General features: G+C 72.8%; 26 protein-coding genes and 1 CRISPR repeat array. Of the genes, 15 read left to right on the top strand and 11 right to left on the bottom strand.

The window, feature by feature from the left end; all coding sequences use genetic code 11:
• The first annotated feature begins 149 nt into the window (after window positions 1–149).
• The 3 genes from IE274_RS14970 to IE274_RS14960 all read left to right on the top strand — a co-directional run bounded on the left by IE274_RS14970 (window position 150) and on the right by IE274_RS14960 (window position 1,258).
• A complete protein-coding gene (locus IE274_RS14970) occupies window positions 150–326 on the top strand; it encodes a hypothetical protein (RefSeq protein ID WP_190116206.1) in 177 nt (58 codons plus the stop codon).
• Between the two features lie 185 nt (window positions 327–511).
• Complete coding sequence (locus tag IE274_RS14965) at window positions 512–763, top strand: hypothetical protein (protein ID WP_190116205.1); 252 nt, start codon at window positions 512–514, stop codon at window positions 761–763.
• A gap of 111 nt (window positions 764–874) precedes the next feature.
• Window positions 875–1,258: a VOC family protein gene (locus IE274_RS14960; protein WP_190116204.1), complete on the top strand. Its 384-nt coding sequence runs from the start codon at window positions 875–877 to the stop codon at window positions 1,256–1,258.
• A 71-nt stretch (window positions 1,259–1,329) separates the two neighbouring features.
• Here IE274_RS14960 and IE274_RS14955 read toward each other — a convergent pair whose 3' ends face one another.
• Window positions 1,330–2,931, bottom strand: a complete 1,602-nt coding sequence (locus tag IE274_RS14955; protein WP_190116203.1) for a FadD3 family acyl-CoA ligase — start codon at window positions 2,929–2,931, stop codon at window positions 1,330–1,332.
• Window positions 2,932–3,042: 111 nt separating this feature from the next.
• Between IE274_RS14955 and IE274_RS14950 the strand changes: the two genes are divergently transcribed.
• The 3 genes from IE274_RS14950 (at window position 3,043) to IE274_RS14940 (ending at window position 5,516) form a co-directional block, all read left to right on the top strand.
• Window positions 3,043–4,191 (top strand): lipid-transfer protein, encoded by a 1,149-nt coding sequence (locus tag IE274_RS14950; protein ID WP_190116202.1) that lies wholly within the window; start codon window positions 3,043–3,045, stop codon window positions 4,189–4,191.
• Window positions 4,192–4,269: 78 nt separating this feature from the next.
• Entirely contained in the window at window positions 4,270–4,725 is a 456-nt protein-coding gene (locus IE274_RS14945) for a Zn-ribbon domain-containing OB-fold protein (RefSeq protein WP_190116201.1), read from the top strand.
• Complete coding sequence (locus IE274_RS14940; RefSeq protein ID WP_190116200.1) at window positions 4,722–5,516, top strand: enoyl-CoA hydratase/isomerase family protein; 795 nt, start codon at window positions 4,722–4,724, stop codon at window positions 5,514–5,516. The genes IE274_RS14945 and IE274_RS14940 overlap by 4 nt, the downstream gene beginning before the upstream one ends.
• A gap of 35 nt (window positions 5,517–5,551) precedes the next feature.
• Here the strand turns inward: IE274_RS14940 and afsK are convergent, their stop codons facing one another.
• Together afsK and kbpA are read right to left on the bottom strand one after the other, a co-directional pair.
• Window positions 5,552–8,044: a protein serine/threonine kinase AfsK gene (afsK, locus tag IE274_RS14935; RefSeq protein ID WP_190116199.1), complete on the bottom strand. Its 2,493-nt coding sequence runs from the start codon at window positions 8,042–8,044 to the stop codon at window positions 5,552–5,554.
• 261 nt (window positions 8,045–8,305) lie between these two features.
• Window positions 8,306–9,088 carry an AfsK-binding protein KbpA gene (kbpA, locus tag IE274_RS14930; RefSeq protein ID WP_190116198.1) on the bottom strand — a complete coding sequence of 261 codons (783 nt, stop codon included), beginning with the start codon at window positions 9,086–9,088 and terminating at the stop codon, window positions 8,306–8,308.
• Window positions 9,089–9,424: 336 nt separating this feature from the next.
• Here kbpA and IE274_RS14925 point away from each other — a divergent pair, with 336 nt between their 5' ends.
• Window positions 9,425–10,072: a TetR/AcrR family transcriptional regulator gene (locus IE274_RS14925; RefSeq protein ID WP_190116197.1), complete on the top strand. Its 648-nt coding sequence runs from the start codon at window positions 9,425–9,427 to the stop codon at window positions 10,070–10,072.
• 170 nt (window positions 10,073–10,242) lie between these two features.
• On the opposite strand, the gene IE274_RS14920 is transcribed toward IE274_RS14925, so the two are convergent.
• Both IE274_RS14920 and IE274_RS14915 read right to left on the bottom strand, forming a co-directional pair.
• Window positions 10,243–10,719, bottom strand: a complete 477-nt coding sequence (locus IE274_RS14920) for a nitroreductase/quinone reductase family protein (protein ID WP_190116196.1) — start codon at window positions 10,717–10,719, stop codon at window positions 10,243–10,245.
• Window positions 10,719–12,110 carry an acyl-CoA dehydrogenase family protein gene (locus IE274_RS14915; RefSeq protein WP_190116195.1) on the bottom strand — a complete coding sequence of 464 codons (1,392 nt, stop codon included), beginning with the start codon at window positions 12,108–12,110 and terminating at the stop codon, window positions 10,719–10,721. The genes IE274_RS14920 and IE274_RS14915 overlap by 1 nt, the downstream gene beginning before the upstream one ends.
• A 203-nt stretch (window positions 12,111–12,313) precedes the next feature.
• On the opposite strand from IE274_RS14915, the gene IE274_RS14910 reads away from it, so the two are divergent.
• On the top strand, window positions 12,314–13,522 hold the full coding sequence (locus IE274_RS14910; protein WP_190116194.1) for a thiolase C-terminal domain-containing protein: 1,209 nt from the start codon (window positions 12,314–12,316) through the stop codon (window positions 13,520–13,522).
• A gap of 132 nt (window positions 13,523–13,654) precedes the next feature.
• Here the strand turns inward: IE274_RS14910 and IE274_RS14905 are convergent, their stop codons facing one another.
• Window positions 13,655–14,509 carry a calcium-binding protein gene (locus IE274_RS14905; RefSeq protein WP_190116193.1) on the bottom strand — a complete coding sequence of 285 codons (855 nt, stop codon included), beginning with the start codon at window positions 14,507–14,509 and terminating at the stop codon, window positions 13,655–13,657.
• A 242-nt stretch (window positions 14,510–14,751) separates the two neighbouring features.
• Here IE274_RS14905 and IE274_RS14900 point away from each other — a divergent pair, with 242 nt between their 5' ends.
• Window positions 14,752–15,456: a pyridoxine/pyridoxamine 5'-phosphate oxidase gene (locus IE274_RS14900; protein WP_190116192.1), complete on the top strand. Its 705-nt coding sequence runs from the start codon at window positions 14,752–14,754 to the stop codon at window positions 15,454–15,456.
• On the top strand, window positions 15,453–15,956 hold the full coding sequence (locus tag IE274_RS14895; RefSeq protein WP_190116191.1) for a GNAT family N-acetyltransferase: 504 nt from the start codon (window positions 15,453–15,455) through the stop codon (window positions 15,954–15,956). Before IE274_RS14900 ends, IE274_RS14895 begins: the two co-directional genes overlap by 4 nt.
• 32 nt (window positions 15,957–15,988) lie before the next feature.
• Here IE274_RS14895 and IE274_RS14890 read toward each other — a convergent pair whose 3' ends face one another.
• A complete protein-coding gene (locus tag IE274_RS14890) occupies window positions 15,989–16,411 on the bottom strand; it encodes a Zn-ribbon domain-containing OB-fold protein (protein WP_190116190.1) in 423 nt (140 codons plus the stop codon).
• 374 nt (window positions 16,412–16,785) lie between these two features.
• On the opposite strand from IE274_RS14890, the gene IE274_RS14885 reads away from it, so the two are divergent.
• The 3 genes from IE274_RS14885 (at window position 16,786) to IE274_RS14875 (ending at window position 21,416) form a co-directional block, all read left to right on the top strand.
• Window positions 16,786–17,997 (top strand): flavin-containing monooxygenase, encoded by a 1,212-nt coding sequence (locus tag IE274_RS14885; protein ID WP_190116189.1) that lies wholly within the window; start codon window positions 16,786–16,788, stop codon window positions 17,995–17,997.
• Between the two features lie 318 nt (window positions 17,998–18,315).
• The gene (locus tag IE274_RS14880; protein ID WP_190116188.1) at window positions 18,316–20,541 is read left to right on the top strand and encodes an acetate--CoA ligase family protein; all 2,226 of its coding nucleotides are present in this window, start codon (window positions 18,316–18,318) and stop codon (window positions 20,539–20,541) included.
• A complete protein-coding gene (locus IE274_RS14875; protein ID WP_190116187.1) occupies window positions 20,541–21,416 on the top strand; it encodes an enoyl-CoA hydratase/isomerase family protein in 876 nt (291 codons plus the stop codon). The genes IE274_RS14880 and IE274_RS14875 overlap by 1 nt, the downstream gene beginning before the upstream one ends.
• Before the next feature lie 498 nt (window positions 21,417–21,914).
• Here IE274_RS14875 and IE274_RS14870 read toward each other — a convergent pair whose 3' ends face one another.
• The 3 genes from IE274_RS14870 to IE274_RS14860 are packed head-to-tail and all read right to left on the bottom strand — an operon-like array spanning window position 21,915 to window position 23,588.
• Window positions 21,915–22,769, bottom strand: a complete 855-nt coding sequence (locus IE274_RS14870) for a helix-turn-helix domain-containing protein (protein ID WP_190116186.1) — start codon at window positions 22,767–22,769, stop codon at window positions 21,915–21,917.
• Window positions 22,770–22,825: 56 nt separating this feature from the next.
• Window positions 22,826–23,356, bottom strand: a complete 531-nt coding sequence (locus IE274_RS14865) for a DUF6879 family protein (RefSeq protein ID WP_190116185.1) — start codon at window positions 23,354–23,356, stop codon at window positions 22,826–22,828.
• Window positions 23,328–23,588, bottom strand: a complete 261-nt coding sequence (locus tag IE274_RS14860) for a hypothetical protein (RefSeq protein ID WP_190116184.1) — start codon at window positions 23,586–23,588, stop codon at window positions 23,328–23,330. Before IE274_RS14860 ends, IE274_RS14865 begins: the two co-directional genes overlap by 29 nt.
• A gap of 222 nt (window positions 23,589–23,810) precedes the next feature.
• Between IE274_RS14860 and IE274_RS14855 the strand changes: the two genes are divergently transcribed.
• Both IE274_RS14855 and IE274_RS14850 read left to right on the top strand, forming a co-directional pair.
• Window positions 23,811–24,374 (top strand): hypothetical protein, encoded by a 564-nt coding sequence (locus IE274_RS14855; RefSeq protein WP_229909553.1) that lies wholly within the window; start codon window positions 23,811–23,813, stop codon window positions 24,372–24,374.
• A complete protein-coding gene (locus tag IE274_RS14850; protein WP_190116183.1) occupies window positions 24,371–24,559 on the top strand; it encodes a hypothetical protein in 189 nt (62 codons plus the stop codon). Before IE274_RS14855 ends, IE274_RS14850 begins: the two co-directional genes overlap by 4 nt.
• A gap of 266 nt (window positions 24,560–24,825) precedes the next feature.
• Window positions 24,826–25,159: a CRISPR direct-repeat array (repeat unit 29 nt; unit sequence GTGGTCCCCGCGCGTGCGGGGGTGGTCCC).
• Between the two features lie 270 nt (window positions 25,160–25,429).
• Here IE274_RS14850 and IE274_RS14845 read toward each other — a convergent pair.
• Window positions 25,430–25,918 carry a hypothetical protein gene (locus IE274_RS14845; RefSeq protein ID WP_190116182.1) on the bottom strand — a complete coding sequence of 163 codons (489 nt, stop codon included), beginning with the start codon at window positions 25,916–25,918 and terminating at the stop codon, window positions 25,430–25,432.
• Window positions 25,919–25,931 lie beyond the last annotated feature (13 nt).

The following is a 25,931-nucleotide window of genomic DNA, read 5'->3' as shown; positions in this document are numbered from 1 at the left end:
AGTCGATCCGTCGCGTCGGGGGGCAGACGGGTCGCGCGGGCCCCGCGGATATCGTGAGCGGCCGTGATGCGCCCGCTCGGCGACCCTCGGGGGAGTTGCCGAGCGGGCCTTGCTCCCGATCACAGCACTGATACCTAGGAGTCCCGGTCATGAGCGACACCGCACAGCCCAAGAAGGCGCCCAAGGGCGACGGTCACACGCCGGCCCCGCCGGTGGACGAGCCCACCACGCTGGGCGACGGCCACACGCCCGTCCCGCCGAAGAAGGACAAGACGGTGGCGCTGGGCGACGGCCACACGCCGGCTCCGCCGCAGCGGGGCGTCTGACAACTACTGCCATTCCGACGGGGATCGGCCGCGGCGGCGCGGAGGGGGAGCCGCCGCGGCCGAGGCATATCCGGAGCAGGGCCTTTCGGCCAACTTGCCGAATTTCAGCGGGACTTGTTCGAACATAACGTGCGAAATGCGGCTAGAGTCGACAGTTGAATGCCGGCCCCCTCCAAGGAGTTGGAATGACTCGAACCAAAAAAGCTCTCGTAACCCTGGCCGTGATGGCCGCGGCGACCGCTGGGGCAGCCGCCCCGGCACTCGCCGACAGCCACTCCCCGGCTCCGGCCGGTGACAGCCACATTCCGGTCAGCCCGCTCGGGGACGGCCACCAGCCCTCCCCGCCCGGTGACGGCCACCAGCCGACGCTGTTCGGCGACGGCCACCAGCCGGCACCTCCCGGTGACGGCCACCAGCCGACAGCTCCGCAGCACTGATCATCCGGGGCCGAGCCGCCGCTCGGCCCCGGCCTGCCGCGGGGGCGGGGACCCACCCGCCCGGGCGCAATTCGGTGGACCCGGGCCACCTCCCTGCCCGATAGTGCGCGCATGACAACCATCGTGCGCCACATCACCTTCGACTGTTCCGACGCCCACAAGCTCGGGTCCTTCTGGGCCCAGGTCCTGGAGGGCGCGCTCGCCGACGACGACTTCCCGGGGGACCCGGAGGCGCTGGTGACCACGCCCGGCGGGCCGACGCTGCTGTTCGTGACCGTGCCGGACAAGAAGGCCGTGAAGAACCGCGTGCACTTCGATCTGCAGCCGCAGGACCGGACCCGGGACGAGGAGGTCGAGCGGGTCGTCGCGCTGGGCGCGACCCTCGTGGCGGACCACCGGCTGCCGGACGGCCGCGGCTGGGTGACCCTCGCCGACATCGAGGGCAACGAGTTCTGCGTGGAGCGCAGTACGGGAGAGCGCGCCGCGACGGCGTGACCGCGGCGCCCGGACGCACGACCGGGCACACGACCAGGCACAGGCCCGGGCACCCCGGCCGACCGGCCCGCTCAGGGCCGCCCGCGCAGCTCCCCCTTCAGCACCTTCCCGCTCGCGTTCCGCGGCAACTCCCGTACGAACTCCACCTCCCGCGGCACCTTGTAATTGGCCATCTCGCGCCGCGCCCAGGCGATCACGTCGTCCGACGTGAGGGTCGACCCCCGGCGCCGCACCACGTAGGCCTTGCCGACCTCGCCGAGGCGGGCGTCGGGGATGCCGATGACGGCGGCGTCGGCGATGTCGGGGTGGGTGCCGAGGAGCTGTTCGATCTCGGCGGGGTAGGCGTTGAAGCCGCCGACGATGAACATGTCCTTGATCCGGTCGGTGATGCGGAGGTTCCCGGCCGCGTCCAGGACGCCGACGTCACCGGTGCGGAGCCAGCCGTCGGAGGTGCGGACCTTGCGGGTCCCGGCGGGGTCTTCGAAGTAGCCGCTCATGACGTTGTGGCCGCGGACGAGGACTTCGCCGGGGGTGTCGGGGGGCAGCGGGTCACCGGCGGGCGACACCACCTTCACCTCCGTGTCCGGGATCGCCCGGCCCGACGTCGACGCGATGACCTCCGCCGGGTCGCCCCGGCGGCACATGGTCACGATGCCGCTCGCCTCGGAGAGGCCGTACGCCGTCAGGACGGTGGCGATGCGCAGTTCCGTGCGCAGGCGTTCGACGAGGCGCAGGGGGACCACCGCCGCGCCGGTCACGACGAGCCGCAGGGCCGAGAGGTCGTGGGCGTCGCGGGCGGGGTGGTCGAGGAGGGACTGGTGGAGGGTGGGCGGCCCGGGGAGGACGGAGACGCGTTCGGCGGCGATGTTCGCGAGGACCGTGTCGACGTTGAAGACCGGCTGGGGGATCATCGTGGCGCCGCGCATGAGGCAGGCGATGATCCCGGCCTTGTAGCCGAAGGTGTGGAAGAACGGGTTCACGACGAGGTAGCGGTCGCCCTCGCGGAGGCCTGCCAGATCGCTCCAGATCGCGTAGCAGCGCAGGGTCTGGGCGTGGGTGATGACGGCGCCCTTGGGGCGGCCGGTGGTGCCGGACGTGAAGATGATGTCGGAGGGCCGGTCCCCGGAGACGGCCGCGGCCCGCGCCCGGACGGCGTCGGCGGTGACCGGGTCGCCGCTCGCCAGGAAGTCCTTCCAGGTGCGGAAGTCCTCGGGGGCGTCGTCGGCGAGGACGACCACCTGTTCCAGATCGGGAAGGCCGGGGAGGGGGCCGGGGCCCGGGCCGTCGGCCGCCGCCCGCCGCAGCGACGCCACGTACGAAGTCCCCAGGAACGTACCGGTGACGAAGAGCAGCCGGGCCCGCGAGCGTGCGAGGACGTACGCCGCCTCGGTGCCCTTGAAGCGGGTGTTGAGGGGGACGAGGACCGCGCCCGCGCCGACCGCGCCGAGGGCGGAGACGATCCAGTCGAGGGTGTTCGGGGCCCAGACGGCGACCCGGTCGCCGGGTTCGACGCCGCTCGCCATACAGGCGGCGGTGGCCCGTTCGACGCGTTCGCCGAGTTCCCGGTACGTGACCCGGGTGCGGCCGTCGACGACCGCCTCCCGGTCCGCGTACCGCTCGGCCGCCGCCCGGACCAGGCCCGGCACGCTGCCCCACTCCAGGTCGCCGCGCATGGCCGCCCCTCCCGCCGTCGCCCAGTAGCTGACTATCCGTCAGATTAGCGGTAGCCTGGCGCGCTGTCAGCAGCGAGGGCTCGCCACGACGCGCGCGGAGGTGTGCAAGCCATGGCCTCACTCAAGGACGCCACAGCGATAGCCGGGATCGGACAGACCCCCTTCGCCAGACAACTCCCCGAGAGCGAGAAGGCGTTGGCCTGCCGGGCCGTCCTCGCCGCGCTCGACGACGCGGGGATCGCACCGGCCGAGGTGGACGCGTTCGCCTCGTACACCATGGAGGAGACCGACGAGGTCGAGGTCGCCAAGGCGATCGGCGCGGGGGACGTCACCTTCTTCAGCAAGGTCGGGTACGGCGGCGGCGGTTCCTGCGCCACGGTCGCGCACCTGGCGTCCGCCATCGCCACCGGACAGGCGAGCGTGGGCGTCGCCTGGCGCTCCCGCAAACGCGGCAGCGGACCACGCCCGTGGCGGAACACCACCGCCCAACTCCCCACCCCCGCCCAGTGGACGCGCCCCTTCGGCCTGCTGCGGCCCGCCGACGAGATCGCGATGCTGACGCGCCGCTATCTGCACGAGTACGGCGCGACCCGCGACCACCTCTTCAACGTCGCCCTCGCCTGCCGCAACCGCGCCAACCAGAACCCGGCCGCGATGATGTACGAACGCCCGCTGACCCGGGACATGTATATGACGTCCCGCTGGATCAGCGAACCGCTCTGCCTCTTCGACAACTGCCTCGAGACGGACGGGGCGTTGGCCTGCGTCCTGGTGTCGGCGGAGCGGGCGCGGGACTGCCGCCACCGGCCGGTGTACGTGCACTCCGCCGCGCAGGGGCTGCCCGCCCAGCACCACGGCATGGTCAACTACTGGAACGACGACCCGCTGTCCGGGCCCGCCTGGACGGCCGCCCGCCAGCTCTGGAAGCAGGCGGACTTCGGCCCCCACGACGTCGACGTGGCCCAGATCTACGACGCGTTCACCCCGCTGATCCCCCTTTCCCTGGAGGGCTACGGCTTCTGCGGCCGGGGCGAGGGCGGCGCGTTCACGGAGGGCGGGGCGCTGGAGATCGGCGGCCGCCTCCCCCTCAACACCGCAGGCGGCGGCCTCAGCGAGGCCTACGTCCACGGCTTCAACCTCATCACCGAGGGCGTCAGACAGTTGCGGGGCACGAGCACCGCCCAGGTGCCGGAGGCGTCCACCTGCCTGGTGACGGCGGGCGAGGGCGTACCGACTTCGGCAGTACTGCTGAGGCGTTGAGGCACCCAGGTTGTTCCAGGGGCGCGGGGAACTGCGCGACCAGCCACGACGAACCCGCACGCGAAAGAGGCGAGCACCATGGCAGAAGCGAAGACGGAACCCCTCCTGACCCCGGTCGCCGACGACGACGGCGCCCCCTTCTGGGACTACGCCGCCCGAGGCGAACTCCGCGTCCAGGCCTGCGCGCAAGACGCCTGCGGCGAGCTCCGCTTCCCCCCACGCCCCTGCTGCCCGCACTGCGGGTCCTTCGACACCACGTGGCGCCGCATGAGCGGCAAGGGCAGGATCTGGTCCTACGTCATCCCGCACCCCCCGCTCCTCCCGGCCTACGCCGCCCTCTCCCCGTACAACGCGATCCTCGTGGAACTGACCGACGCCCCCAGGATCCGCCTGGTCGGCAACCTGGTCACCAAGGCGGGCGCACCCCCGAACTCCGTCCCACCGGAACGCCTGCGCATCGGCGCCCGCGTCCAGGTGGTCTTCGCCGAGCGCGGCGGCCTCGTGCTGCCGCAGTGGGTACTGGAGCGCTCATGACACCCCCGGAGCCGACCGGCCTGCGGGTGGACCGGGACGAGAAGACCGGGGTCGCCGTGGTGACCCTGGACCGCCCGGCCCGCCACAACGCGCTGTCTCCGGAGACGGCGGCCGAACTCGCCCGGCAGTGGCGGGAGTTCCGGGGCGACGACGCGATCCGGGCGATCGTCCTCACCGGCGCCGGTGAGCGGGCCTTCTGCACCGGCGTGGACCGCACCGCCGAGGTCCCGCAGCCGTCGTCCCCGTACTCGATCGAGGACCCCCTCCTCACCGTCGGGCCGAAGGCCAACGACCTGTGGAAACCGGTGCTCGCCGCCGTCAACGGCATGGCGTGCGGCGGCGCCTTCTACCTCATCGGCGAGTGCGAGTTCGTGGTCGCGGCGGAGCACGCCACGTTCTTCGACCCGCACACGACGTACGGGATGGTCAGCGCGTACGAGGCCATCGCGATGGCGCAGCGGATGCCGTTCGGGGAGGTGGCGCGGATGTCCCTGATGGGGACGGCGGAACGGGTGTCCGCGCGGCGGGCGTACGAGATCGGGCTCGTGTCGGAGGTGGTGCCGGGCCCCGAGGTGGTGGCCGCGGCGGTGCGGGCCGCCGCCACGATCGCCGCCTTCCCGACGGCGGCCGTGCAGGGCACGGTACGTGCCGTGTGGTCCGCCAAGGAGGCCGCGCGGAGCCAGGCCATGGCGCACGCCCCGCACCTCATCGCCCTGGGCAACGCGGACCCCGCCCGGCAGGCGGAGCTGTTCGCGGCGCGCGGCCGGGGCGACGGCTTCCGGACCCGGTAGGGCGCCCCTCGCCCGCCCCGCGCCCGCGCCGGGGCTCAGCGGGAGGTCGCCGTCCCCCGCTCCGCGTCCAGCGCGTACACACACCGGTCCTTGCTGCACGCGTACACCACCCCGTCCCGCACCACCGGCGCACCGGTGATCTCGCCGCCGGTGGCCAGCTTCCAGCGGAGGCGGCCGTCGTCGGCCTTGAGGGTGTAGAGGAGGTGGTCGGTGGCGCCGAAGTGGATGCGGCGGTCGGCGACGACGGGGGAACCGACGACCTCGCCGCCCGCCTGGAAGCGCCACTTGGGGGTGCCGGTGACGGCGTCGAGGGTGTAGAGGCCCTTGCCGCTGCCCACGTGCACGTGGCCGTCGGCGACGAGGACGGGGTCGACGGAGGAGCGGGCCTCGGTGGCGATGCGCCAGCGGTCGCGGCCGTCGGTGGCGTCGAGGGCGTACACGGTGCCGAGGTAGTCGGCGAGGTACACGCCGCCGCCGGTGACGGCGGGGCCGGGGGCGAAGGCGGGCGGACAGAGGAACGCGGCGGGCGCCTCGAAGTGCCAGCGGACGTGCCCGGCGGCCACGTCGACGGCGAGGACACGCGTCCCGGCGGCGATGTACACGTAGCCGTCGGGCGCCTGGGTGACACGGACCGGCACGCCGCCGCAGGACGCGGCGTCGCCGACGGGGTAGGACCAGCGCTCGATGCCGGTGCGGGCCTCGACGGCGCGCAGCCGGGCGTCCTTCCAGACGTACACGGTGCCGTCGACGATGACGGGCGCGGCCTCGGGCGTCTCGAACTCGGTCTGGGCGTTGGTGATCTCCCAGAGCTTCTCGCCGTTCGCGGCCTCCCAGCCCTGTACGCCGCCGCCTCGGGTGGCGGTGACGACGGTGCCCCGGTCGGCCTGGAGGGCGTACACCCAGGCGTCGGTCTGGATCCGCCACAGGTCGGAGCCGTCGGTGCCGTCGAGGGCGTACAGGGTGGGGCCGTCGGAGGCGTGGATGCGGCCGTCGGCGACCGCCATGGACCAGGCGACGTCACGGGTCTTGAAACTGCGCCGGCCGGTGCTCACGTCGAGGGCGTGCACCTCGAAGGACGTGACGTACACGAGGTTCCCGGCGACGGCGGGCGTGCCCCAGACGTCGTTGGACATCCGGAACCGCCAGGGCCGCCAGGAGGCCGGGGCACCGGAGCCCGCGGCCGGAGCGGCCACGCCCCCCGTGACCCCCGCGTCGGCCCCGTTGGCCCCGGGCCGCCCCGCGACCGCCCCCGGCGCGGGTGCCGACCTCGACCAGGACCCGGCGAGCCCGGAGTCGACGGGCGCGGCCGCCCCCCGGGCCTCGGCGACGCGCGGCCCGGGCCCGATCGGCACCTGGGCCCCGGCGAGCTGCACGGGTCCGGCGTCGGGCGCGGCGCGGCCGGGTGCCTGGAAGGGCTGGGAGGCGCCGGGGTGCGGCGCGTGGAACGGCTGGGACGCCCCGTTGGGCACCTGGGCGGGCAGTCCGGGGGCGTGCGAGGGCACGGCGGGCGCCTGCCGGGGCGGCGGCGGCACGGCGGACACGGGCGCGGCCGAGGCCCCGGCGGCGGAGTTGCCGCGCGCTCCCCGGCCCGCGGAGCCGCCACCGGCGGCGGCACGCATGGCGGGGCGGCCGCCCCGGCGGGCCTCGATGAGCGCGACGGCCCGCTCGGGCAGCCAGGCGGAGGCGGTGCCGCTGTCGTCGCCGTTGCCCTCGGAGGCGAAGAGGTGCGGGGCGAGCTGGGACTGGAGGTCGTTCGGGGTGGGCCGGAGGGCGGCCTCCATCTGCATGCAGGACTCGATGAGGGGCCGCAGCTCGTCGGGCAGGCCCTCCAGGTCGGGGCCCTCGCGAAGCAGCATGAAGACGGTCTCGACGGGGTTGGCGCCGTGGAAGGGGGCGTGCCCGGTGGCGGCGAAGACGAGGGTCGAGCCGAGGGAGAACACATCGCTGGCGCCGGTGACGCTGCGGGAGTCCTTGGCCTGCTCGGGCGACATGTAGGCGGGGGTGCCGACGGCGACGTTGGTCATGGTCAGGCGGGTGTTGGAGACGCCCGACGCGATGCCGAAGTCGATGACGCGGGGGCCGTCCTCGACGACGAGCACGTTGGACGGCTTCAGGTCGCGGTGGACGAGCCCGGCGCCGTGGATGGACTCCAGGGCCTCGGCGACGCCCGCGGCCAGCCAGCGCACGGCCTGGGTGGGCAGCGGCCCGTGCTCGTTCACTATTTCCTCGAGCGAGGGCGCGGGCACGTACGCGGTGGCGAGCCAGGGCACGGCGGCGCGCGGGTCGGCGTCGACCACGGCGGCCGTGTAGAAGCCGGACACGGCGCGGGCCGCCTCGACCTCGCGCGTGAAGCGGACTCGGAACAGCTGGTCCTCGGCGAGCTCGGTTCTGACCGTCTTGATCGCCACGCGCCGCCCGGAGGCGGAGCGCGCGAGATAGACGAGTCCCATGCCACCGGCGCCGAGCCGTCCAAGGACCTCGAACGGGCCGATCCGCCGCGGATCGTGCTGCGTCAGCTGGTCCACCACTTGCCTGCCACCTCCCCGTACGCGCGGCCGCCGTTCCGAGCGGCCCCGTGCAGCGTCTCACCACCGAGCCGCTACGGCGGCACGCACCCTGATTCTTCCTGGCTCGGGCCACGGTTGCGAACCCGGGGCAAGATCGGGCTGTTTCGGGACAAAAGCGAAGTATGGGTACATCAAAAGGGGCGATGCCCTCCGATACCCCTCACACACCTCTCCCGTACCTCTTCCGCTCCTCGCCCGGATCGCACCCGGATCAAGCCCGGATCACGCCTGGTCCGGCTCCTGGAGGACGGCGAAAGCCGCTCCTTGGTTGTCCACCAGGGTGCAGATGCGTCCGTACGGCGTGTCCTGCGGCTCGTCGCGCACGCGCCCGCCGAGCCGGCGGGCGGTGGCCGCGGCGGCGTCGCAGTCGGCGACGACGAAGTAGTTGAGGAAGTGCGGGGGCATCTCGGCCGGGAAGGCCCCGCCCATCAGCGCCCGGCCGCCGATCGCGGTGTCGGGCCCCGGCCGCGCCCCGGCGGGCGACCAGACCCGGAAGTCCTCGCCCGCGTCGTCCAGGTCCTGGCCCCCGTAGCCGAAGACGCCCTCGTAGAAGGGGTCGACCGTCTCCTTGGTGCGGGCGTACACCTCGGTCCAGCAGAAGGCGCCGGGCTCCCGCTGCCTGCCGAAGCCCAGGTGCGCGCCCGCCTGCCAGAGGCCGAAGACGGCGCCCTCGGGGTCGGCCGCGAGCCCCATCGTGCCGAACGGGCCGACCGGCATCGGGTCCATGATCATCTGCCCGCCCGCACCCTTGATGCGCCCGGCGAGCGCGACCGCGTCCGGGGTCGCGAGGTAGACCGTCCAGGACGTGGGCATGCGGCCGTCCGGCTTGGGGGCGAGCGCGGCGACGGGCGCACCGGCGAGGAACGCCTGGGTGTAGTTCCCGTACTCCGCCCCGGCACCGTCGTCGAAGGTCCAGCCGAAGAGCTCGCCGTAGAAGCGCTTGCCACCCTCGACGTCCGGGAGCATCGCGTCCACCCAGCAGGGGACGCCTTCCGCGAATTCCATGAGACCGATCCCTTGGTTCGCCCGCGGAGGGCCGTCCTGTGGCCTCCGTCACAGTCAAGCTAGCCGCACCCCGACAGGCCCGCAGCACATCGATTCGAACACGTGGCCAATTCTGCCGGGGCGGCCGAGCGATCACGGCCGAGCGGCGGCGTACTCCTGAACGATCATTTCCGGCCGGAGCGCGGCCCCCGTCACGGGCGCCCCCGCCCCGCTTCCCCCCCTCCCGTCACCCCGGTGCACCCCTCCGGCGCCCCTCCGCCACCCCTCTGGCACCCCTTCAACCCCATTTGCACTCGGCCGAATCGCGCTCCGATCACCCCTCGGTAAGCTGACGGCATGACAGGACAGGTACGTACCGTCGACGGCCGTGTGGCCGGTCGGCGTGGTCAGGCGACACGTCAGAAACTGCTGGACTGCCTGAGCGAGATGCTCAGCTCCTCGCCCTACCGGGACGTCAAAGTCATCGACGTCGCCCGGAAGGCGGGCACTTCGCCGGCGACGTTCTACCAGTACTTCCCGGACGTCGAGGGCGCCGTCCTGGAGATCGCCGAGCAAATGGCCGCCGAGGGCGCGCAGTTGACGCAGCTCCTCGAAGGCCGCTCCTGGGTCGGCAAGGCCGGCTGGCAGACCTCGCAGGAGCTGGTCGACGGGTTCCTCGACTTCTGGCGGAAGAACGACGCGATCCTCCGGGTGGTCGACCTCGGTGCCGCCGAGGGCGACAAGCGGTTCTACAAAATCCGGATGAAGATCCTCAATTCGGTGAACAACTCCCTTACGGACACCGTCAAGGAGCTCCAGTCCAAGGGCAAGGTCGACAAGGACGTGAGCCCCGCGGCGATGGCCGGTTCGCTGGTCGCGATGCTCGCCGCGGTCGCCTCGCACCAGCGCGGCTTCCAGACCTGGGGCGTCAAGCAGGCGGAACTGAAGCCCAATCTGGCGCTGTTGGTGCACCTGGGCGTGACGGGCAAGAAGCCGACGAAGTAGGCGCCCGGCACCGGAGTCCTGTCACCACGGCGGCGGATCACTGTCTGTGATCCGCCGCTGTGCTCTCCGCATGATCCGGTGTGCCGCGGCTCGATCGTTGACGCCTGCCCCCCGTGGCGCCCGCCCCCGTGGCATCCTCCCCCGTGGCGCCTGCCCCCCGTTCGGGTGCGCTACCTCCGTTCCAGCCGGAACAGCCGTATCTCGCGCTCCACCCGTGCCTGGTACGTCGCGTACGGCGGCCAGAACGCCACCGCCGCCTCCCAGGCCGCAGCCCGCTCCGCCCCCGCCAACAGCCGTGCCCGCACCGGGATGTCGACCCCGCGCCAGTTGATCGAGGCGTCCGGACCCGCCAGCAGGTTCGCGGTCCACGCCGGATGCGCGGGCCGTCCGAAGTTCGACCCGACGAGCAGCCAGCTCCCGCCGTCCTCCGGCACGCACGCCAACGGAGTACGCCGGTCGAGCCCGCTCCGCGCACCCCGCACAGTCAAGATCACGCCGGGCAGCATCCGGGCGCTGAGCAGCACCTTTCCGCGCGTGAGCCGGTGCACGCCCCGGTCCATGGCGGGTACGAGGCGGGGGGCCACGCGGGCGAAGGCACGGGTCGCGGACACCTTCCGCACCAGGCGGAGCCCGACCCCGGCGGCCATCAGCGCCCCGTCCCGTCGGCCCGCCGCCCCCGGCCCGCCCCGACCACCCGAACGGCGGGCGCGTCCCGATCCGGCGCCCCGGCGGCCACCGCCCCGTCCGCGCCGCGCGCCCCCGCGGCTCCCCGCGCCCCCTCTTCCCGCTCTGACCGCTCCGCCCCCGCCGCGAACAGCCCGGCGCGGTCGGCCGCGTGCGCCCGCAGCCGGTGCACCGGCCCGAAGAGCAGTTCATCGCCGGAGGCCCGCTTGAGGTACAGGTGGGCGTCGTGCTCCCAGGTGAAGCCGATGCCGCCGTGCAGCTGGACGGCCTCGGCGGCGGCGGCGCGCAGGGCTTCGAGACCCTGCGCGAGGGCGATCCCCCCGACCAGCTCGCCCCGGCCGCCGTCACCGTCACCGTCACCCTCGCGTGCGTCCGCCGCCCACGCCGCGTAGTACGCCGCCGACCTGGCCGCCTGCACCCGCACGTACACATCCGCGAGCCGGTGCTTCACGGCCTGGAAGGACCCGATCGCCCGCCCGAACTGCTCGCGCTCCTTGACGTAGGAGACGGTGCGGGCGAGCGCGCGGTCGGCGGCGCCGACGGCCTCGGCGGCGAGCAGGACGGCGACGCGCTCCCCGACTCCGCCGAGTGCGGCGCCCACGTCACCGCCGTCGCCCAGCAACTCGCCCGCCACCTCCCGGAGTTCGAGCCGGGCGCGCGGCCGCGTCTCGTCGAGCGCGGTCTGCCGTACGCGGACGAGACCGGGGGCGTCACCGCGTACGAGGAACAGCAGCGCCCGCGACCGGGCGAAGCCGCCGGTGTGCGCGGCGACGAGGAGCAGCCCGGCGCTGTGCCCGTCGAGGACCTGGTCGACCTGCCCGTACAGCCGCCAGACACCGTCGACCGCCCGCGCCTGCACGCCGCCCGCGCGGCCGCCACCCGCCCAGTCGGCACGGTGGGCGCGGTCGTCGCGGCCGTCGCGGTCGTCTTCGCGAGCGTCGACCAGGCCGAGGGCGGTGGCGAGGGCGGCGCCCGGGACGGCGAGGGCGGCGGTCAGCTCGCCGGTGGCGACGCGGGGCAGCAGCTCGGCGCACCGGCGCGGGGTGCCGAGGGCGAGCAGGAGCGGTGCGGCGAGCCCGGCGGTGGCGACGAGGGGCGAGGGGGCGAGGCCCTGGCCCAGTTCCTCGTAGGCCAGGGCGAGTTCGAGGGTGCCGCAGCCGGTGCCGCCGTGCCGCTCGGGCAGGGCCAGGCCGGGCAGGCCGAGCTGTCCGGCGAGGGCGGCCCACAGCCCGGCGTCGTACCCGGCGGCGGTGCGGACGGCGGCTTTGACGTCGTCGGGGCCGCTGCGTTTGGTGACGATCTCCCGCAGGGTGCGGCGGATCTCGTCCTGTTCCGCGGTGAGGGCGGCGTCCATCGGCGGGCTCCTCTCCCGGGCCCGGGGCCCCGGATCTGACGAACCGTCACATGAGCTGACGGGCCGACATGCTAGGACGCGGGGGCGTGGTTGCCCAGGGCCGTGACGCGCCCGCCCCGGCGACGGCCCCCTTCCCCCGACCCCCCCCCGGCCTCCGCAGGCGACCTCCCACCCACCCCCAGATCTGATGTACCGTCAGATTCATGGCCGTTGACACTGGTTCACGCCGCCCCGGAGGTGCCCGCAGCTCTGGTCGCCGAAAGGTCGCCGTCGTAGGAGTGGCTCTCTCGGACTGCGGGCGGGTCGACGACGCGACGGCGTACGCGCTGCACGCGCAGGCGGCCCGGCGCGCCCTTGCGGACTCCGGGCTCGACCGTGCGGTGATCGACGGGATCGCCTCGGCGGGGCTCGGGACGCTGGCGCCGGTCGAGGTCGCCGAGTATCTGGGCCTGCGGCCGCGCTGGGTGGACTCGACGTCCGTGGGCGGCGCGACCTGGGAGGTGATGGCGGCGCACGCGGCCGACGCGATCGCGGCGGGGCACGCCAACGCCGTCCTGCTCGTGTACGGCTCCACGGCCCGCGCCGACCTCAAGGCGCGGCGGCGCACGGCGAACCTGTCGTTCGGGGCGCGCGGCCCGCTCCAGTTCGAGGTCCCCTACGGGCACACCCTGGTCGCCAAGTACGCGATGGCGGCGCGCCGCCACATGCACGAGTACGGGACGACGCTGGAGCAGTTGGCGCAGGTCGCCGTGCAGGCACGGGCCAACGCGGCGGCGAACCCGGAGGCGATGTACCGCGACCCGATCACCGTGGACGACGTGCTGACCGGCCCGATGATCGCGGACCCGTTCACGAAGCTGCACTGCTGCATCCGGTCCGACGGCGGCTGCGCGGTGCTGCTGGCCGCCGAGGATTACGTACCGGACTGCGCGTCCGTGCCGGTGTGGGTGCTCGGGTCCGGGGAGCACGTGTCGCACACGGCCATGTCCGAGTGGGAGGACTTCACGGTGTCCCCGGCGGCGGTCAGCGGACGGCTCGCGTTCGAGCGGGCCGGGGTGGGCCCGGCGGACGTGGACATCGCCGAGATCTACGACGCCTTCACCTACATGACGCTGGTGACCCTGGAGGACCTGGGCTTCTGCGCCAAGGGCGAGGGCGGCGCGTTCGTGGAGAAGGGCCGCCTGCTGCGCGACGGCGAGCTCCCGACCAACACCGACGGCGGCGGCCTGTCCGCCCAGCACCCGGGAATGCGGGGCCTGTTCCTGCTGGTGGAGGCGGTACGGCAGCTGCGCGGGACGGCCGGGCAGGGGCGGCAGGTGCGGCGGGCCGGGGGGCGGCTGCCGGAGGTGGCGGTGGTGTCGGGGACGGGTGGGTGGTTCTGCTCTTCGGGGACGGTGGTGCTGGGGAGGTAGGCGGGGCTGCCGGGCCGGGGGGCGGCCCCGGTGGGGTCGACGGGGGCGGGGGCGCCGTTCCCGGGCCCCGAACCCCCGGAGGCACGGGCCGTGCGCGGGGGATCCCCCCTCCCCGCGCCCGCCCCGGACGGATCAGTCCTGGTGCAGCTCGTTGCGCCCGGCGCCGCCGGAGAGCTTGTCGGTGCCGGTGCCGCCCCACAGGACGTCGTCGCCGCTGTTGCCCCACAGCGTGTCGTTGCCCGCCTCGCCGTACAGCTTGTCGTTGCCCTTGCCGCCGTGGAGGACGTCGGCGCCCGCCTTGCCGTGCAGGACGTCGTTGCCGTCGTCGCCGTGCAGGGTGTTCTCCTCGCCGTTGCCGGAGAGCGAGTCGTCGCCGGTGCCGCCGAAGCAGTCCTGGCCGCAGTCGACGAGGGTGTCGTCACCGGCGCCGCCGTACGAGCCGAAGCCCATGGGGCCGCCGCCCCCGACGAGGCGGTCGTCGCCGCCCTGGCCGTGCAGCATGGACCCGGTGGAGCCGTTGAGCACGTCGTTGCCCGTGCCGCCGTAGACACCGGCCCAGGCCTCGCTCTCGGGCTTCAGGGTGAGGGTGTCGTTCTTGTCGCCGAGGTCGATGTCGTAGGTGTCGGAGTCGTCCGAGTTCTGCGGGATCTCGATCCGGCACCGGACGGTCTTGTGGTCGGACGCCGACGGGTACGCGCACTCGTCCCACTCCGCCGCGTTCGCGTCGATGGAGATGTCGAACCGGTCGCGGAAGGTGAGGACGTAGTACGCCTCGTTGTCACCGACGTGGTCGATCTTGTCGGTGACCGTCAGCTTGTTCTGCTGGCCGGGGGCGGCCTTGTACCAGAGTTCGTCGCCGTCGTGGACGAGGGCGGCCGTCGCCGCCGGTGCCGCCGGTGCCGCCTGGGCGGTGGGGACCGCTAAGGCGGCGCCGCCGAGGGCGAGGACGAGGGAGGCGATGGCGGTGCTGGTCCGGTGAGTGCGCATGCGGAAGTGCCCTTCGGGATGTCGGTGTGCGGTGGTGCTTTCGGTACGTCCCGTTAGACCAGGGGCATATGGAGGGAGTTGTGCAGTTGATCATGAACATAGGAGGGCCGCGCCGTTGCCGGAACGTGGACGCGGCGACGGGCAGGGCCACCGCCGCCGCGGGCCCTGCTTCGGGTCCTGCTTCGGGCCCTGCCGCGGGGACGGGGCGCGCGGGACGGGGCGCGCGGGACGACAATCCCCTCATGACGACACCCACGCCCGAGCGGCAGCCCGCGTCCCCCACCACGCCCGCGACGGAGTTCCGGCGACTGCTGCGCGCCCAGAAGGTCTGGGACGTCGAACTGCCGGAGTTCGACCCGGCCGAGGCGCCGCCCGCCCCGGTGGACCTGTTCCACGGGTGGTTCGCGCAGGCCGTGGCGGCGGGGCAGCCGGAGCCGCACACGATGGGCCTGGCGACGGTGGACGAGGCGGGCGACCCGGACGTACGGACGGTGATGCTGCACGACGTGGACGAAGCGGGCTGGCACTTCGCGTCGCACGCGACGAGCGTCAAGGGTCAGCAGCTCGCGGCGCACCCGTACGGGGCTCTGCACTTCTACTGGCCGGCGCAAGGACGCCAGGTCAGGGTGCGCGGCCCGGTGCGGACGGCGTCGCACGCCGAGGCCCTGGCGGACCTGCACGCGAGGTCGGCGGGGGCGCTGGCGGCGGCGCTCGTGGGGCGGCAGAGCGAAGTCCTGACGGCGCCGGAGGAGTTGGCGCGGGCCTCGGCGGCGGCGTGGGAGCGGGCCGCGCGGGAGCCGACGGCCGACGCGCCGAGCTGGACGCTGTACGCGCTGGCGCCGCACGAGGTGGAATTCTTCCAGGGAGACGCGCGGAGGCGTCATGTGCGGCTGCGCTACCGTGCGGCTGAAAACGGGGGCTGGGCTAGGGAGTTGATGTGGCCGTGACGACCCACGAGGAACCTGTGGTGGAATTGCGCCCCGCGACGCCGGCCGATGTGGCGGCGATCGCCCGGATCTGGCACGAGGGCTGGGGCGACGGCCATCTGGGCAACGTACCGGCGGCGCTGGTGGCGGTGCGCACGGCACACTCGTTCGGCCTGCGGGCGCCGCAGCGGGTCGCGGACACGGCGGTGGCGACGGTCGGCGGCGAAGTGGCCGGTTTCGTGATGGTCGTCGACGACGAGGTGGAGCAGGTGTACGTCGACGCGAACCACCGGGGCACGACCGTGGCCCGCTCCCTCCTCGCCGAGGCGGAACGCCGCGTGGCCGCCAGGGGCCACACCCGCGCCTGGCTCGCCGTGGTCAACGGCAACGCCCGCGCCCGCAGGTTCTACGAACGCAACGGCTGGACCGACGAGGGCCTCTTCGAGTACCTGGCGGCGAGCGACAGCGGCCCGATCCGGGTGCCGTGCCATCGGTACGCGAAGCGGGTCGCCGCCTCCTGACCGCCTGCCGGGGCGGACGGGCACGACGACGGTCAGCGCGGCCGGAACACCGGCACCGGCACGCCCTCGCCCTGCTCCCGGAAGGTGACCTCAAGGGGCAGGCCAGGGCGCGGCGCGGGCTTCGGGCCGGCGGCCGGGGCGACGAGTTCCGTCATCATCCGGGGGCCCTCGGCGAGGTCGACGACGGCCGCGGTGTACGGGACGCGGGTGCCGAAGGGCGGCAGGTCGTTCCGGTGGACCACCGACCAGGTGTAGAGCGTGGCGTGGCCGCTCGCGCGCTCCCAGGTGACGTGCTCGCTCCAGCAGTGCGGGCAGAACTCGCGCGGGTAGTGGTGGGCGCGGCCGCACGCGGGGGCATGGCAGCGGCGGACGAGGAGATGACCCTCGGCGGCGGCGTCCCAGTAGGGGCGGGTGAAGGGGTCGGGGTCGGGGAGGTCGAACCGTACGCCGCTCACCGGACCGACCCCCCACCCCGCCCGAACCAGCCCTTCTCGCCCTCGCCGCACCGCCGCCCCAGCCCCCACGGGCCACACCCGCCGCGAAGCACAGCGAGCCGCTCGCCGCCCCCGACCCAGATCAAGTCCACGCCGCGACCTCCCAAGTCCCGCTCACCATCGCCCGCCGACCCCCGCTCCGCGCCTCGCATACACCCCCACAAGGGAATGTTCCGGGCGCCCGGCAAGAGATTCTGACGGTACGTCAGTTCAGCGCACCCGACGGCCCGGCGCAAGACGGGTGCGTCCGGGCCTCCCGCACACGTGATCGGATCGCAACCGGTTTCGGACTTGTCCGTCACCCATCAAGTGACGACGTGGTTACTCTCCAGAACATGGCCGACTCCACCAACCCCCCAGCGCGCCGCAGCCAGCGCCCCGCGCCCGGCCGCCCGGCCCACGACCGCCCGGTGTACGTCATCGGCGGCGGCCCCGGCGGACTCTCCGTGGCGGCCGCCCTGCGCGCACGCGGCGTACGCGCCGTCGTCCTGGAGAAGTCCGACCGCGTCGGCGCCTCCTGGCGCGCCCACTACGACCGCCTCCAGCTGCACACCACGCGCCGCCTGTCCGCCCTGCCGGGCCTCGCGATGCCGCGTTCGTTCGGCAGGTGGGTCGCGCGCGACAACGTGCTCCGCTACCTGGAGAAGTACGCGGAGCACCACGAGCTGGAAGTCGTCACCGGCGTGCGGGTCTCCCGCCTGGAACGCACCGCCGACGGCGCGGGCTGGCTGCTGCACGCCACCGGCGGCCGGGAGCTGACCGGCAGCGCGGTCGTCGTCGCCACCGGCTACAACCACTCCCCGCTGCTGCCGGACTGGCCCGGCCGCGACACGTACACCGGCGATCTGCTGCACGCGAGCGCCTACCGCGAGCCGTCCCCCTACGCGGGCAAGGACGTGCTCGTCGTCGGCGTCGGCAACACCGGCGCGGAGATCGCCGTCGACCTGGTCGAGGGCGGCGCGGCGCGGGTGCGGCTCGCGGTGCGCACGGCCCCGCACATCGTGCGCCGCTCCACCGCCGGGTGGGCGGCGCAGCGCTCCGGCATCCTGTGCCGCAGACTGCCGGTGCCCGTGGTCGACCGGCTGGCCCGCGTGATCGCCAAGGTGAGCGTGCCCGACCTGTCCGCGCGGGGGCTGCCGCGACCGGACACCGGCCTGTACACCCGGGCCCACGAGGGTGCCATCCCGGTGCAGGACGTCGGCCTGATCGACGCCGTCCGCACGGGCCGGGTCGAGCCCGTCGCGGCCGTCGAGTCCTTCGAGGAGGACAAGGTCGTCCTCGCGGACGGCACCCGCGTCGGCCCGGACACCGTCATCGCCGCCACCGGCTACACCCGCGCCCTGGAGCCCCTGCTCGGCCACCTCGGCGTGCTCGACAGCCAGGGGCGCCCTCGGGTGCACGGCCCGCGCACCGCCCCCGAAGCCCCCGACCTGTACTTCACCGGCTTCACCAACCCCATCAGCGGGATGCTGCGCGAACTGGGCAGGGACGCGGGGCGGATCGCGGGGGCGGTGGCGAAGTCCGCGGCCCGCGCGGGCCGTAAGTAACCGGCCAGTTCCCCTACGCACCCTTGGCACGGGCGGGCTTCTGCGGTTCCGTGGTGTTACCGGTGTTACCGGGCGTACGCGCATGTCGCACCCACCCCAGCAGCCCCACGCACCACCACTCGACCTAAGACCTCACCCAGCTCACCCAGCTCACCCAGCTCACAACTTCACCGCACCAAGGCAGCTCCCTGTGCCACGGCAAGCCGGCCTCCCCCGCGCCGTCGTACAAAATCCGCAGCCCCATTCCTGACACAGCGTCAGTTCAGTAATCTGACTATGCGTCAGTTATGTTGCTGTCACACAGGAGCGGGCGGACCGATGCTTGGATCGACATACGGCACCTTCACCTCCGACCCCCGCCGCGCCCGCGCGGTGGCCTGCGGCAACCTCCCCGCCGCCACCGTCCACGGCCGCGCCGCGGCGACCGGCGACCTGGACGTGGGCGGCCGGCCGCTGGCCGCCGACGTACCCGACCTGGACCGCTTCTTCCGCCCCGAGTCGGTCGCCGTGATCGGCGCGTCGGACGCGGAGGGGCGGCCGAACACCGGCATCACGCGCCAACTCGTGGCGTGGGCGGAGCGCGTCGGCGCCCGGCTGCACCCGGTACACCCCACCCGCCCGTCGGTGTTCGGCACGCCCTGCTTCCCGTCCGTGGCCGACCTGCCCGAGCCGATCGACCTCGCCGTACTCCTGATCAGTGACCCGCTGCCGGTCATCGAGGAACTGGCCGAGGCGAAGGTGAAGTTCGCCGTGGCGTTCGCGTCCGGCTTCGCGGAGACGGGCGCGGCGGGCGCGCTCGCGCAGCAGCGCCTGGCGGCGGCCGTCGGCCGCTCGGGCATGCGGCTGCTCGGCCCGAACACCAACCTCAACGCCTTCGAGCGGTTCCGCGACGACCTCGAAGGCCCGGCCATCGCCCTCATCACCCAGTCCGGCCACCAGGGCCGCCCCGTCTTCACGCTCCAGGAGCTCGGCGTCCGCCTCTCGCACTGGGCGCCCACGGGCAACGAGGCGGACCTGGAGACGGCCGACTTCCTCTCGTACTTCGCGGAGCAGCCCGAGGTGGGCGCGATCGCCTGTTACGTGGAGGGCCTCAAGGACGGCCGCGCGTTCCTCCTCGCGGCGGACCGGGCGGCGCGGCGCGGGGTGCCGGTGGTCGCCGTGAAGGTCGGCCGGACGGAGACGGGCGCGCGCACGGCCGCCTCGCACACCGGGAAGCTGACCGGGGCGGACGCGGTGGTGGACGCGGCGATGCGGCAGTACGGCGTGATCCGCGTCGACGGCCTGGACGAACTCCAGGACACCGCGACGCTGTTGGCACGGGCCCGGCCACCGCGGGCCGACGGCGTGGTCGTGTACTCCATCTCCGGCGGCACCGGCGCCCACTTCGCCGACCTGGCCACCGAGGCGGGCCTGCCGCTGCCGACGCTCTCCACCGCCAAACAGGCCGAACTCCACGACTGGATCCCGCACTACCTGAACGTCGCCAACCCCGTCGACAACGGCGGCCACCCCGTGGGCGACTGGCGCGGCCGGAAGATCATCGACGCGATCCTGGCGGACCCCGAGGTCGGCGTCCTCATCTGCCCCATCACGGGCCCCTTCCCGCCGATGAGCGACAAGCTGGCCGAGGACCTGGTGGCCGCGGCGGAGCAGACGGACAAGCTGGTGTGCGTGGTGTGGGGTTCGCCGCTGGGTACGGAGGCGGCGTACCGCGAGACGCTCCTCGGCTCGTCCCGCGTGGCCACGTTCCGCACCTTCGCCAACTGCATCGGCGCCGTGCGCGCCTACCTCGACCACCACCGCTTCACCGCCTCCTACCGCTCCCCCTTCGACGAGGCGCCGCGCGCCGTCTCCCCGTCGTACCGCAAGGCACAGGCGCTCCTCCGGCCGGGCCAACGCCTCAGCGAGCACGCGGCGAAGCAGCTCCTCCGGGCGTACGGGATCCGGGTGCCGCGGGAACAGTTGGTGACCAGCGCGGCGGCGTCGGTCCGGGCGGCAGGCCTCGTCGGCTACCCGGTGGTCATGAAGGCGTCCGGCACCCGCATCGCCCACAAGACCGAACTCGGCCTGGTCAAGGTGGGCCTCACCTCCGCCAGCCAGGTCCGCGACGCCTACCGCGACCTCACCGACATCGCCCGCTACGAAGACGTCGCACTCGACGGCATCCTCGTCTGCCAAATGATCGAACGCGGCGTCGAGATGGTCGTCGGCGTCTCCCCCGACCCCCTCTTCGGCCCCACCGTCACGGTCGGCCTGGGCGGCGTCCTGGTGGAGGTCCTGCGCGATGTGGCGGTGGGGGTCCCGCCGTTCGGCGAGGAGGAGGCCCGCCGGATGCTGTCGTCCCTGCGCGGCCGAGCCCTCCTCGACGGCGTCCGGGGCGCACCACCGGCCGACCTCGACGCCCTCGTCGAGGTCGTACTGCGGGTCCAACGGATGGCCCTTGAACTGGGCGACGAGCTGGCGGAGCTGGACATCAACCCGTTGTTGGTCCTGCCACGGGGGCAGGGAGCGGTGGCGCTGGACGCGCTGGCGGTGTGCCACTGATGACCACGCCGACGCCCGCACCGAAGTCCACACCGACGCCCACACCTGCGCCCACACCTGCACCCACACCCATCCTCCACACCCCCATCCTCCACACCCTCACCCCCAACGGCGTCTCCTGGATCACCCTCAACCGCCCGGAGGTCCTGAACGCGATCACGGCAGAGCAACGCGACCACCTGATCACCCTCCTCGAAGAGGCCACGACCACCCCCACCATCCGAGCGGTGGTCCTCACAGCCACAGGCAAGGGCTTCTGCACAGGCGCCGACCTGCGCGGCCCCACCACACCCCCACCGGACACCGAACGCACGGCGGGCGACATCTCCCGCACCCTCAGGCAGGGCGCCCAACGCCTGATCACCGCGATCCTGGACTGCGAGAAGCCCGTCCTCGCAGCGGTGAACGGCACCGCGGCAGGCCTCGGCGCCCACCTGGCCCTGGCCTGCGACCTGGTCCTGGCCGCGGAATCGGCCCGCTTCATAGAGATCTTCGTACGCCGAGGCCTCGTCCCCGACGGCGCGGGCGCCTACCTCCTCCCCCGCCTGATCGGCCCCCAACGCACCAAGGAACTCATGTTCTTCGGCGACGCACTCCCCGCAGCGGAGGCGGAACGCCTCGGCCTGGTCAACCGCGTCGTCCCCGACGCCGACCTCCCGAAGACCGCCCAGGCCTGGGCGGACCGCCTGGCCACGTCCCCGACCCGAGCCCTGGCCCTCACCAAGCAACTGGTCAACGCCTCCTTGGACACGGACCGCACGGCCGCGCTGGCGGCGGAGGCTGCGGCGCAGGAGATCAATATGGCTTCGGCGGACGCGAAGGAGGGGGTGGCGGCGTTTGTGGAGCGGCGGGGGGCTGTTTATCGGGGGAGGTGAGGGGGGCGCGGTGCTGTTCCGCCTTCGGACTGGCGGTGCGAACGGTAGGAATGGGGGTGCGTCAGGTGTGGGGCTTAGGGCAGTTCGTGGTGGCTGGCTGGTGTATGGGTTATGCATGCGGGGAGTGCGGGTTTGTGGTTGAAGGAGCGAATTGTCGGTCTCGCAAGAAGTGAAGAGAAACTGGCTGGCCGCCGGATAAAACCGCAGGTCGCGGCCTGTGGTACCCGCGCGTGCGGGGGTGGTCCCCAGCTTCGGCACGGCGGCCTGGGTCAAGAGCGGTGGTCCCCGCGCGTGCGGGGGTGGTCCCGCCGAGAGGCGGCCATCCGCGCCGCGCGTGATGTGGTCCCCGCGCGTGCGGGGATGGACTCTCCCCTACCTTGACGCCGCACCAGAACTGTCGGATGTGGATGATCAATTGCGGGTACGGCGACGGCCCCAGCACCGACCACACCCGGGAGGCGGGGATGCGGCGACACCTGGCAGGCCGGGCCGATCCGGTCAGTTCAGTGCGGCAATCGCCTTGAGGATCAGAGCCCGCGCCTCGGCCCCGTGGACCGCCATGCCCCGCAGTTGCTCGAAAGCCTTCAGATACAGGGCGATCTCCGAAGGTTGGGTGATGTTGACCTCCGCCGAGAGGAACTCCACGGACACGAGAGTGTCGTCGTACACATGGAAAGTCTCGACAGGCCATTGCATTCGCTGCCGCGTTGCCATGGGGACGATGCCCAGCGATACCTGCGGGAGCGCACCCGCAGTGAGGAGGTGGCCGAGCTGGGCGGCCATCGCGTCCTCGTCGCCCAACTGGGCGTACAGGACGGCCTCCTCGATGAGCATCACGAATCGGTGGCCCGGTTCGTGAATGACGCGGGACCGCTCGACGCGGGCGGCCGCGGCCTCCGCGCCGTCGTTGAACGGAATGCCGCGGAAGTCGGCGATGCGGCTCAGCAGCGCGGCGGCATAGCCCTCGGTCTGCAACAACCCCGGCACCATGGTCGAGGAGTAGATCCGGAACAGCTGGGTGTCGTGGAAGAACTGCACCATGCTGTCCTGCAGTTGCTTCATGCCGCGCCGCACCTGATGGCGCCACTCGCTGTACATCGATTCGGCGTTCAGCGACTGGGTGACGATGTCCTCAGCCTGATCAGCTGCCCCGCAGGCCGCAGTCCAGGCCCGTATGTCCTTGGCTGAGGGTGCGGTGACGGCGTTCTCGACGCGTGACGTCTTCGAGTGGTGCCAGCCACACCGGTCAGCCAGCTCAACGACCGTCAACCCGGCGGCCTTTCGAAGGTCACGCAGCCGGAGTGCGACAACCCGGCGTGCGGCCTGGGCAGACGAGGACGGGGAGATGGGCATGAACTGGCCTGTCCGGTACGCACTGCGCGCTGTCGGTGTCGGTGTCGGTGTCGGTGTCAGTAGATCTCGTACTGGTCGTGCGGGGTGGCGCGCGCCCACACCGCCTCGAACGCATCGGCACACAGTTTCGCAGAGTCCGGAGCGTCGGTTACTTCCTCTCCTGTCCAGGAGCCGTCACCGGCGAAGTGGTTCCAGTGGACCCAACGGCCGTCGAACAGCCAGAAGTCGTTCCCTGGCAGGGCGATGCCGCAGGCGCGACGGCGAGGCAGCCACCGCACCTGCTCACCGGCGGCGACGTTGGTGAAGGTCCCGTCGTACAAGAAGCGGGTGTACTCGCTGACGGGCTCGGACACGATCCGAGCGCGGCGGACGGTGACGCCTCGACCCACGGTCTCCTGGATCAGGTCGAGCCACGGCCGCCACCACGAGGCCCGGTCCGCGCCCGGATCATGACGGAAGCCGTTCTTCCAGTCGGCGAACGGCCCTTCCTCGTAGTCGACGGCGTACGAGTCCCGCATCTCAAGATGCACGGCGGAGCGGGTGCAGTCCGCGATCAGCTCATCGAATGTGGGCACGCTCGACGGCATCGCACGCCTCCCTGATCATGTGCGTCATCCGGGCCGGGATACGGACCACGGCCTCATCTTCCGGGATGCCCTTGGCGTGGCCGGGCATCTCGAACGCGGCGCATTCCGATTCGAGTTCGGGGTTCGGCTTCCAGCCCTGGAAGACGAGCTCCTGCTTCGCCTGGTCGACCCACACGGTGGGACTCTGCTTGTCCCCCGTCTCGGGGTCGATACCGATGAACAACAGCGACACGACTGCCTCCTGTGGGTGTGCGCTTGTGTGCATCACAGTCGCAGTATCGGATTGGCCAAGCAAGGGCGCGAAGTAGCCATCAAGCTGCGCTAATTGGAGTGTGTAGACAGATCTGCACATTGCTGGTGGCACGGTGCATCGCACTCGTACGGTCGGCGGATACGACGACCCCGGGAGTCGGTACAACTTGCCCGGGGCGCGACCGATCGCGAAGGAGTCGACATGGTCGACATGAGCGAAGCCGTGGACTCCGCAGCGGCACCCGGTGAGCGGGCCGGAGAAGCGGCACTACGTCCTGGCGCGCAGGGCTCGTCGAGCGTGCACGGGCCCGGCGGGGGCGGGGTCGCGGAGTGGTTCGCCAAGGCCCACCCGCTGCCGCGTCAGGCGGAGTCCGAGTGGGCGCGTCATGGTGTCGCGCTCCTGCCTCTCGGCGTACGTTTCGACGCCGTACGCGTTCCCGCTCGGCGCGTCCACGACGCGGTGGGCAGCGCCGAGCCCGCAACCGTGGCGGAGGCCCTGGCCGAGTGGCTGCACGGGCCCGTCATCCGCGCCGCCCGCACCGGCAGCGGCTTCTACTACGTCCTCGTAGCGCCGGATACCCCCTGGCGCGGAGCGGAGGACCGGCTCGGGACCGGCACCTACCTGGCGGTGCCCCGCATCGGCCGGCCGGTGTCCCCCGTCACGTACTGGGCCGTGCCCCCGCCCCGCCGCGGAAGCCTGTGCGACCCCGCGTTCCTCTCCGCACTCCTGGCCGTCGCCCCCGCCCCCGGGACGCAGGAACAGTGACCACCCCGGACCACACCACGACGCACGCCGTGGCAGACGAGCTGTACCGCATCCACCTCCGCCACCTCGACGACTGCCAGACCTGCCGGATCCAAGGCGACTGCGAACAGGGCACCCGGCTGCGGCGGGCCGTACGCGCCGCACGCCTCGCAGACGGGGCGAGGCCGCGCCGAGGCACCACATAGCCTGCCCCGCCCAGCCCGACGGCCACCTTCCACACCCCTCAGGTTGGCGAGGCCTCACCAACCCACGCCCCCTGCCCGCGAGTTGCCCCACACCGCCACAACAGCTCTAGAGTTACGCCGACGTGGCGTCATCCGGCCTCCGGGCCGACAGGAAGCAGTGCCTTGCCGGGCATGCAGCGATCTGAGGGTGAATAGCCGATATGCCGGTATCTCGCAAAGTAAGGAGAAACCGCGGATCGGCGACATGAAGCCGCAGGTCACGGCCTGTGGTCCCCGCGCGTGCGGGGGTGGTCCCCTGCCACAGATCGCCGCTGACCTCGCCGTCGGGTGGTCCCCGCACGTGCGGGGGTGGTCCCGTCACCTCGGTCTCGGAGAGGTCACCGACGTCGTGGTCCCCGCGCGTGCGGGGGTGGTCCCACTACGAACCGGGCGCGTGTGCCACTGAGACTGTGGTCCCCGCGCGTGCGGGGGTGGTCCCAGGCCGCCGTCACCGCCGAAAACCAGCGTGTTGTGGTCCCCGCGCGTGCGGGGGTGGTCCCGGCTGGCAGAGATCGTCCAGGAAGTCGATGCGGTGGTCCCCGCGCGTGCGGGGGTGGTCCCCTGGACGCCCTGCGTCTCGACGCACAGCTTCCGTGGTCCCCGCGTGCGTGGGGAGCGCGGTGCCGTTCCGCCTTCGGACGGGGCGGAGCGGACGACAACAGTGGCGTGGCCTCAGCGCTGATGTGCGATGGGGGCGATGACCGCCGGCGACAATCGCCGTACTCGTAGGGGTGATTGGCGCTGGGTCTGGCCTCTTCGCGCTGCCCGCCCGCTGAATCGCCTCGCCCCCCGCCTGCCTTCGGTCGGGAGGGGCCCTTCACTCTTGGTTCGTCAGCCTCGGCGTGCCGCGCCCTCTGGCCACACAACATCGACGACAAGCCCCTCGGCGCGCGCTTGCTCGACTGTGTCGGACGTGCCGCCCCCCTTGCCGGAGGGCGGAGTACCGTCCCACACCGCGACGAGTCGGTCGCCGCGGCGCAGCAGTTCGCCGTTCGCCGACTCGTACGCCTGCCGGTTCGCAGTCTCGTGCGGCATGACGACGACTTCGGTGGCCGCTTCGACGAGACGGTCGAAGGTCTCGGCGTGCTGGGGCTTCACCTTCGCCTGCCGGTAGTCCCGTGACGGCAGCACGACGACGAGACGCCCTCCGGCAGCGAGCAGTTCCTCAGCGAAGATCGAGTCCGAACCGGCAGCGATGCACGAGATCCCGACGAGGTCGCCCTCGGTATGCCGGGCAAGGAACTCGCGCAACGCGTCGCGCACGAGTCCGACGCTCTTGTCGGTCAAGTCCATGTGTCCGGTAACGGCGTACGCCGTCATGCCTGTGCCCCTC

Origin of the sequence: Streptomyces flavofungini (genome assembly GCF_014650815.1) — a bacterium.
Classification (GTDB): Bacteria; Actinomycetota; Actinomycetes; order Streptomycetales; family Streptomycetaceae; genus Streptomyces; species Streptomyces flavofungini.
Note: the sequence above shows the minus strand (reverse complement) of the source record. Positions and strands in the feature narration are given on the sequence as shown.

Coding starts and splice junctions, on each gene's coding strand:
- kbpA (WP_190116198.1), bottom strand. CDS start 9,088: ATGGAATTCGCGGAAGGCGTCCCCTGCTGGGTGGACGCGATGCTCCCG.
- IE274_RS14855 (WP_229909553.1), top strand. CDS start 23,811: ATGGTCGACATGAGCGAAGCCGTGGACTCCGCAGCGGCACCCGGTGAG.
- IE274_RS14945 (WP_190116201.1), top strand. CDS start 4,270: ATGGCAGAAGCGAAGACGGAACCCCTCCTGACCCCGGTCGCCGACGAC.
- IE274_RS14885 (WP_190116189.1), top strand. CDS start 16,786: ATGGCCGACTCCACCAACCCCCCAGCGCGCCGCAGCCAGCGCCCCGCG.
- IE274_RS14880 (WP_190116188.1), top strand. CDS start 18,316: ATGCTTGGATCGACATACGGCACCTTCACCTCCGACCCCCGCCGCGCC.
- IE274_RS14960 (WP_190116204.1), top strand. CDS start 875: ATGACAACCATCGTGCGCCACATCACCTTCGACTGTTCCGACGCCCAC.
- IE274_RS14900 (WP_190116192.1), top strand. CDS start 14,752: ATGACGACACCCACGCCCGAGCGGCAGCCCGCGTCCCCCACCACGCCC.
- IE274_RS14865 (WP_190116185.1), bottom strand. CDS start 23,356: ATGCCGTCGAGCGTGCCCACATTCGATGAGCTGATCGCGGACTGCACC.
- IE274_RS14875 (WP_190116187.1), top strand. CDS start 20,541: ATGACCACGCCGACGCCCGCACCGAAGTCCACACCGACGCCCACACCT.
- IE274_RS14955 (WP_190116203.1), bottom strand. CDS start 2,931: ATGCGCGGCGACCTGGAGTGGGGCAGCGTGCCGGGCCTGGTCCGGGCG.
- IE274_RS14905 (WP_190116193.1), bottom strand. CDS start 14,509: ATGCGCACTCACCGGACCAGCACCGCCATCGCCTCCCTCGTCCTCGCC.
- IE274_RS14965 (WP_190116205.1), top strand. CDS start 512: ATGACTCGAACCAAAAAAGCTCTCGTAACCCTGGCCGTGATGGCCGCG.
- IE274_RS14925 (WP_190116197.1), top strand. CDS start 9,425: ATGACAGGACAGGTACGTACCGTCGACGGCCGTGTGGCCGGTCGGCGT.
- IE274_RS14970 (WP_190116206.1), top strand. CDS start 150: ATGAGCGACACCGCACAGCCCAAGAAGGCGCCCAAGGGCGACGGTCAC.
- IE274_RS14950 (WP_190116202.1), top strand. CDS start 3,043: ATGGCCTCACTCAAGGACGCCACAGCGATAGCCGGGATCGGACAGACC.
- IE274_RS14915 (WP_190116195.1), bottom strand. CDS start 12,110: ATGGACGCCGCCCTCACCGCGGAACAGGACGAGATCCGCCGCACCCTG.
- IE274_RS14870 (WP_190116186.1), bottom strand. CDS start 22,769: ATGCCCATCTCCCCGTCCTCGTCTGCCCAGGCCGCACGCCGGGTTGTC.
- IE274_RS14910 (WP_190116194.1), top strand. CDS start 12,314: ATGGCCGTTGACACTGGTTCACGCCGCCCCGGAGGTGCCCGCAGCTCT.
- IE274_RS14845 (WP_190116182.1), bottom strand. CDS start 25,918: ATGACGGCGTACGCCGTTACCGGACACATGGACTTGACCGACAAGAGC.
- IE274_RS14940 (WP_190116200.1), top strand. CDS start 4,722: ATGACACCCCCGGAGCCGACCGGCCTGCGGGTGGACCGGGACGAGAAG.
- IE274_RS14920 (WP_190116196.1), bottom strand. CDS start 10,719: ATGGCCGCCGGGGTCGGGCTCCGCCTGGTGCGGAAGGTGTCCGCGACC.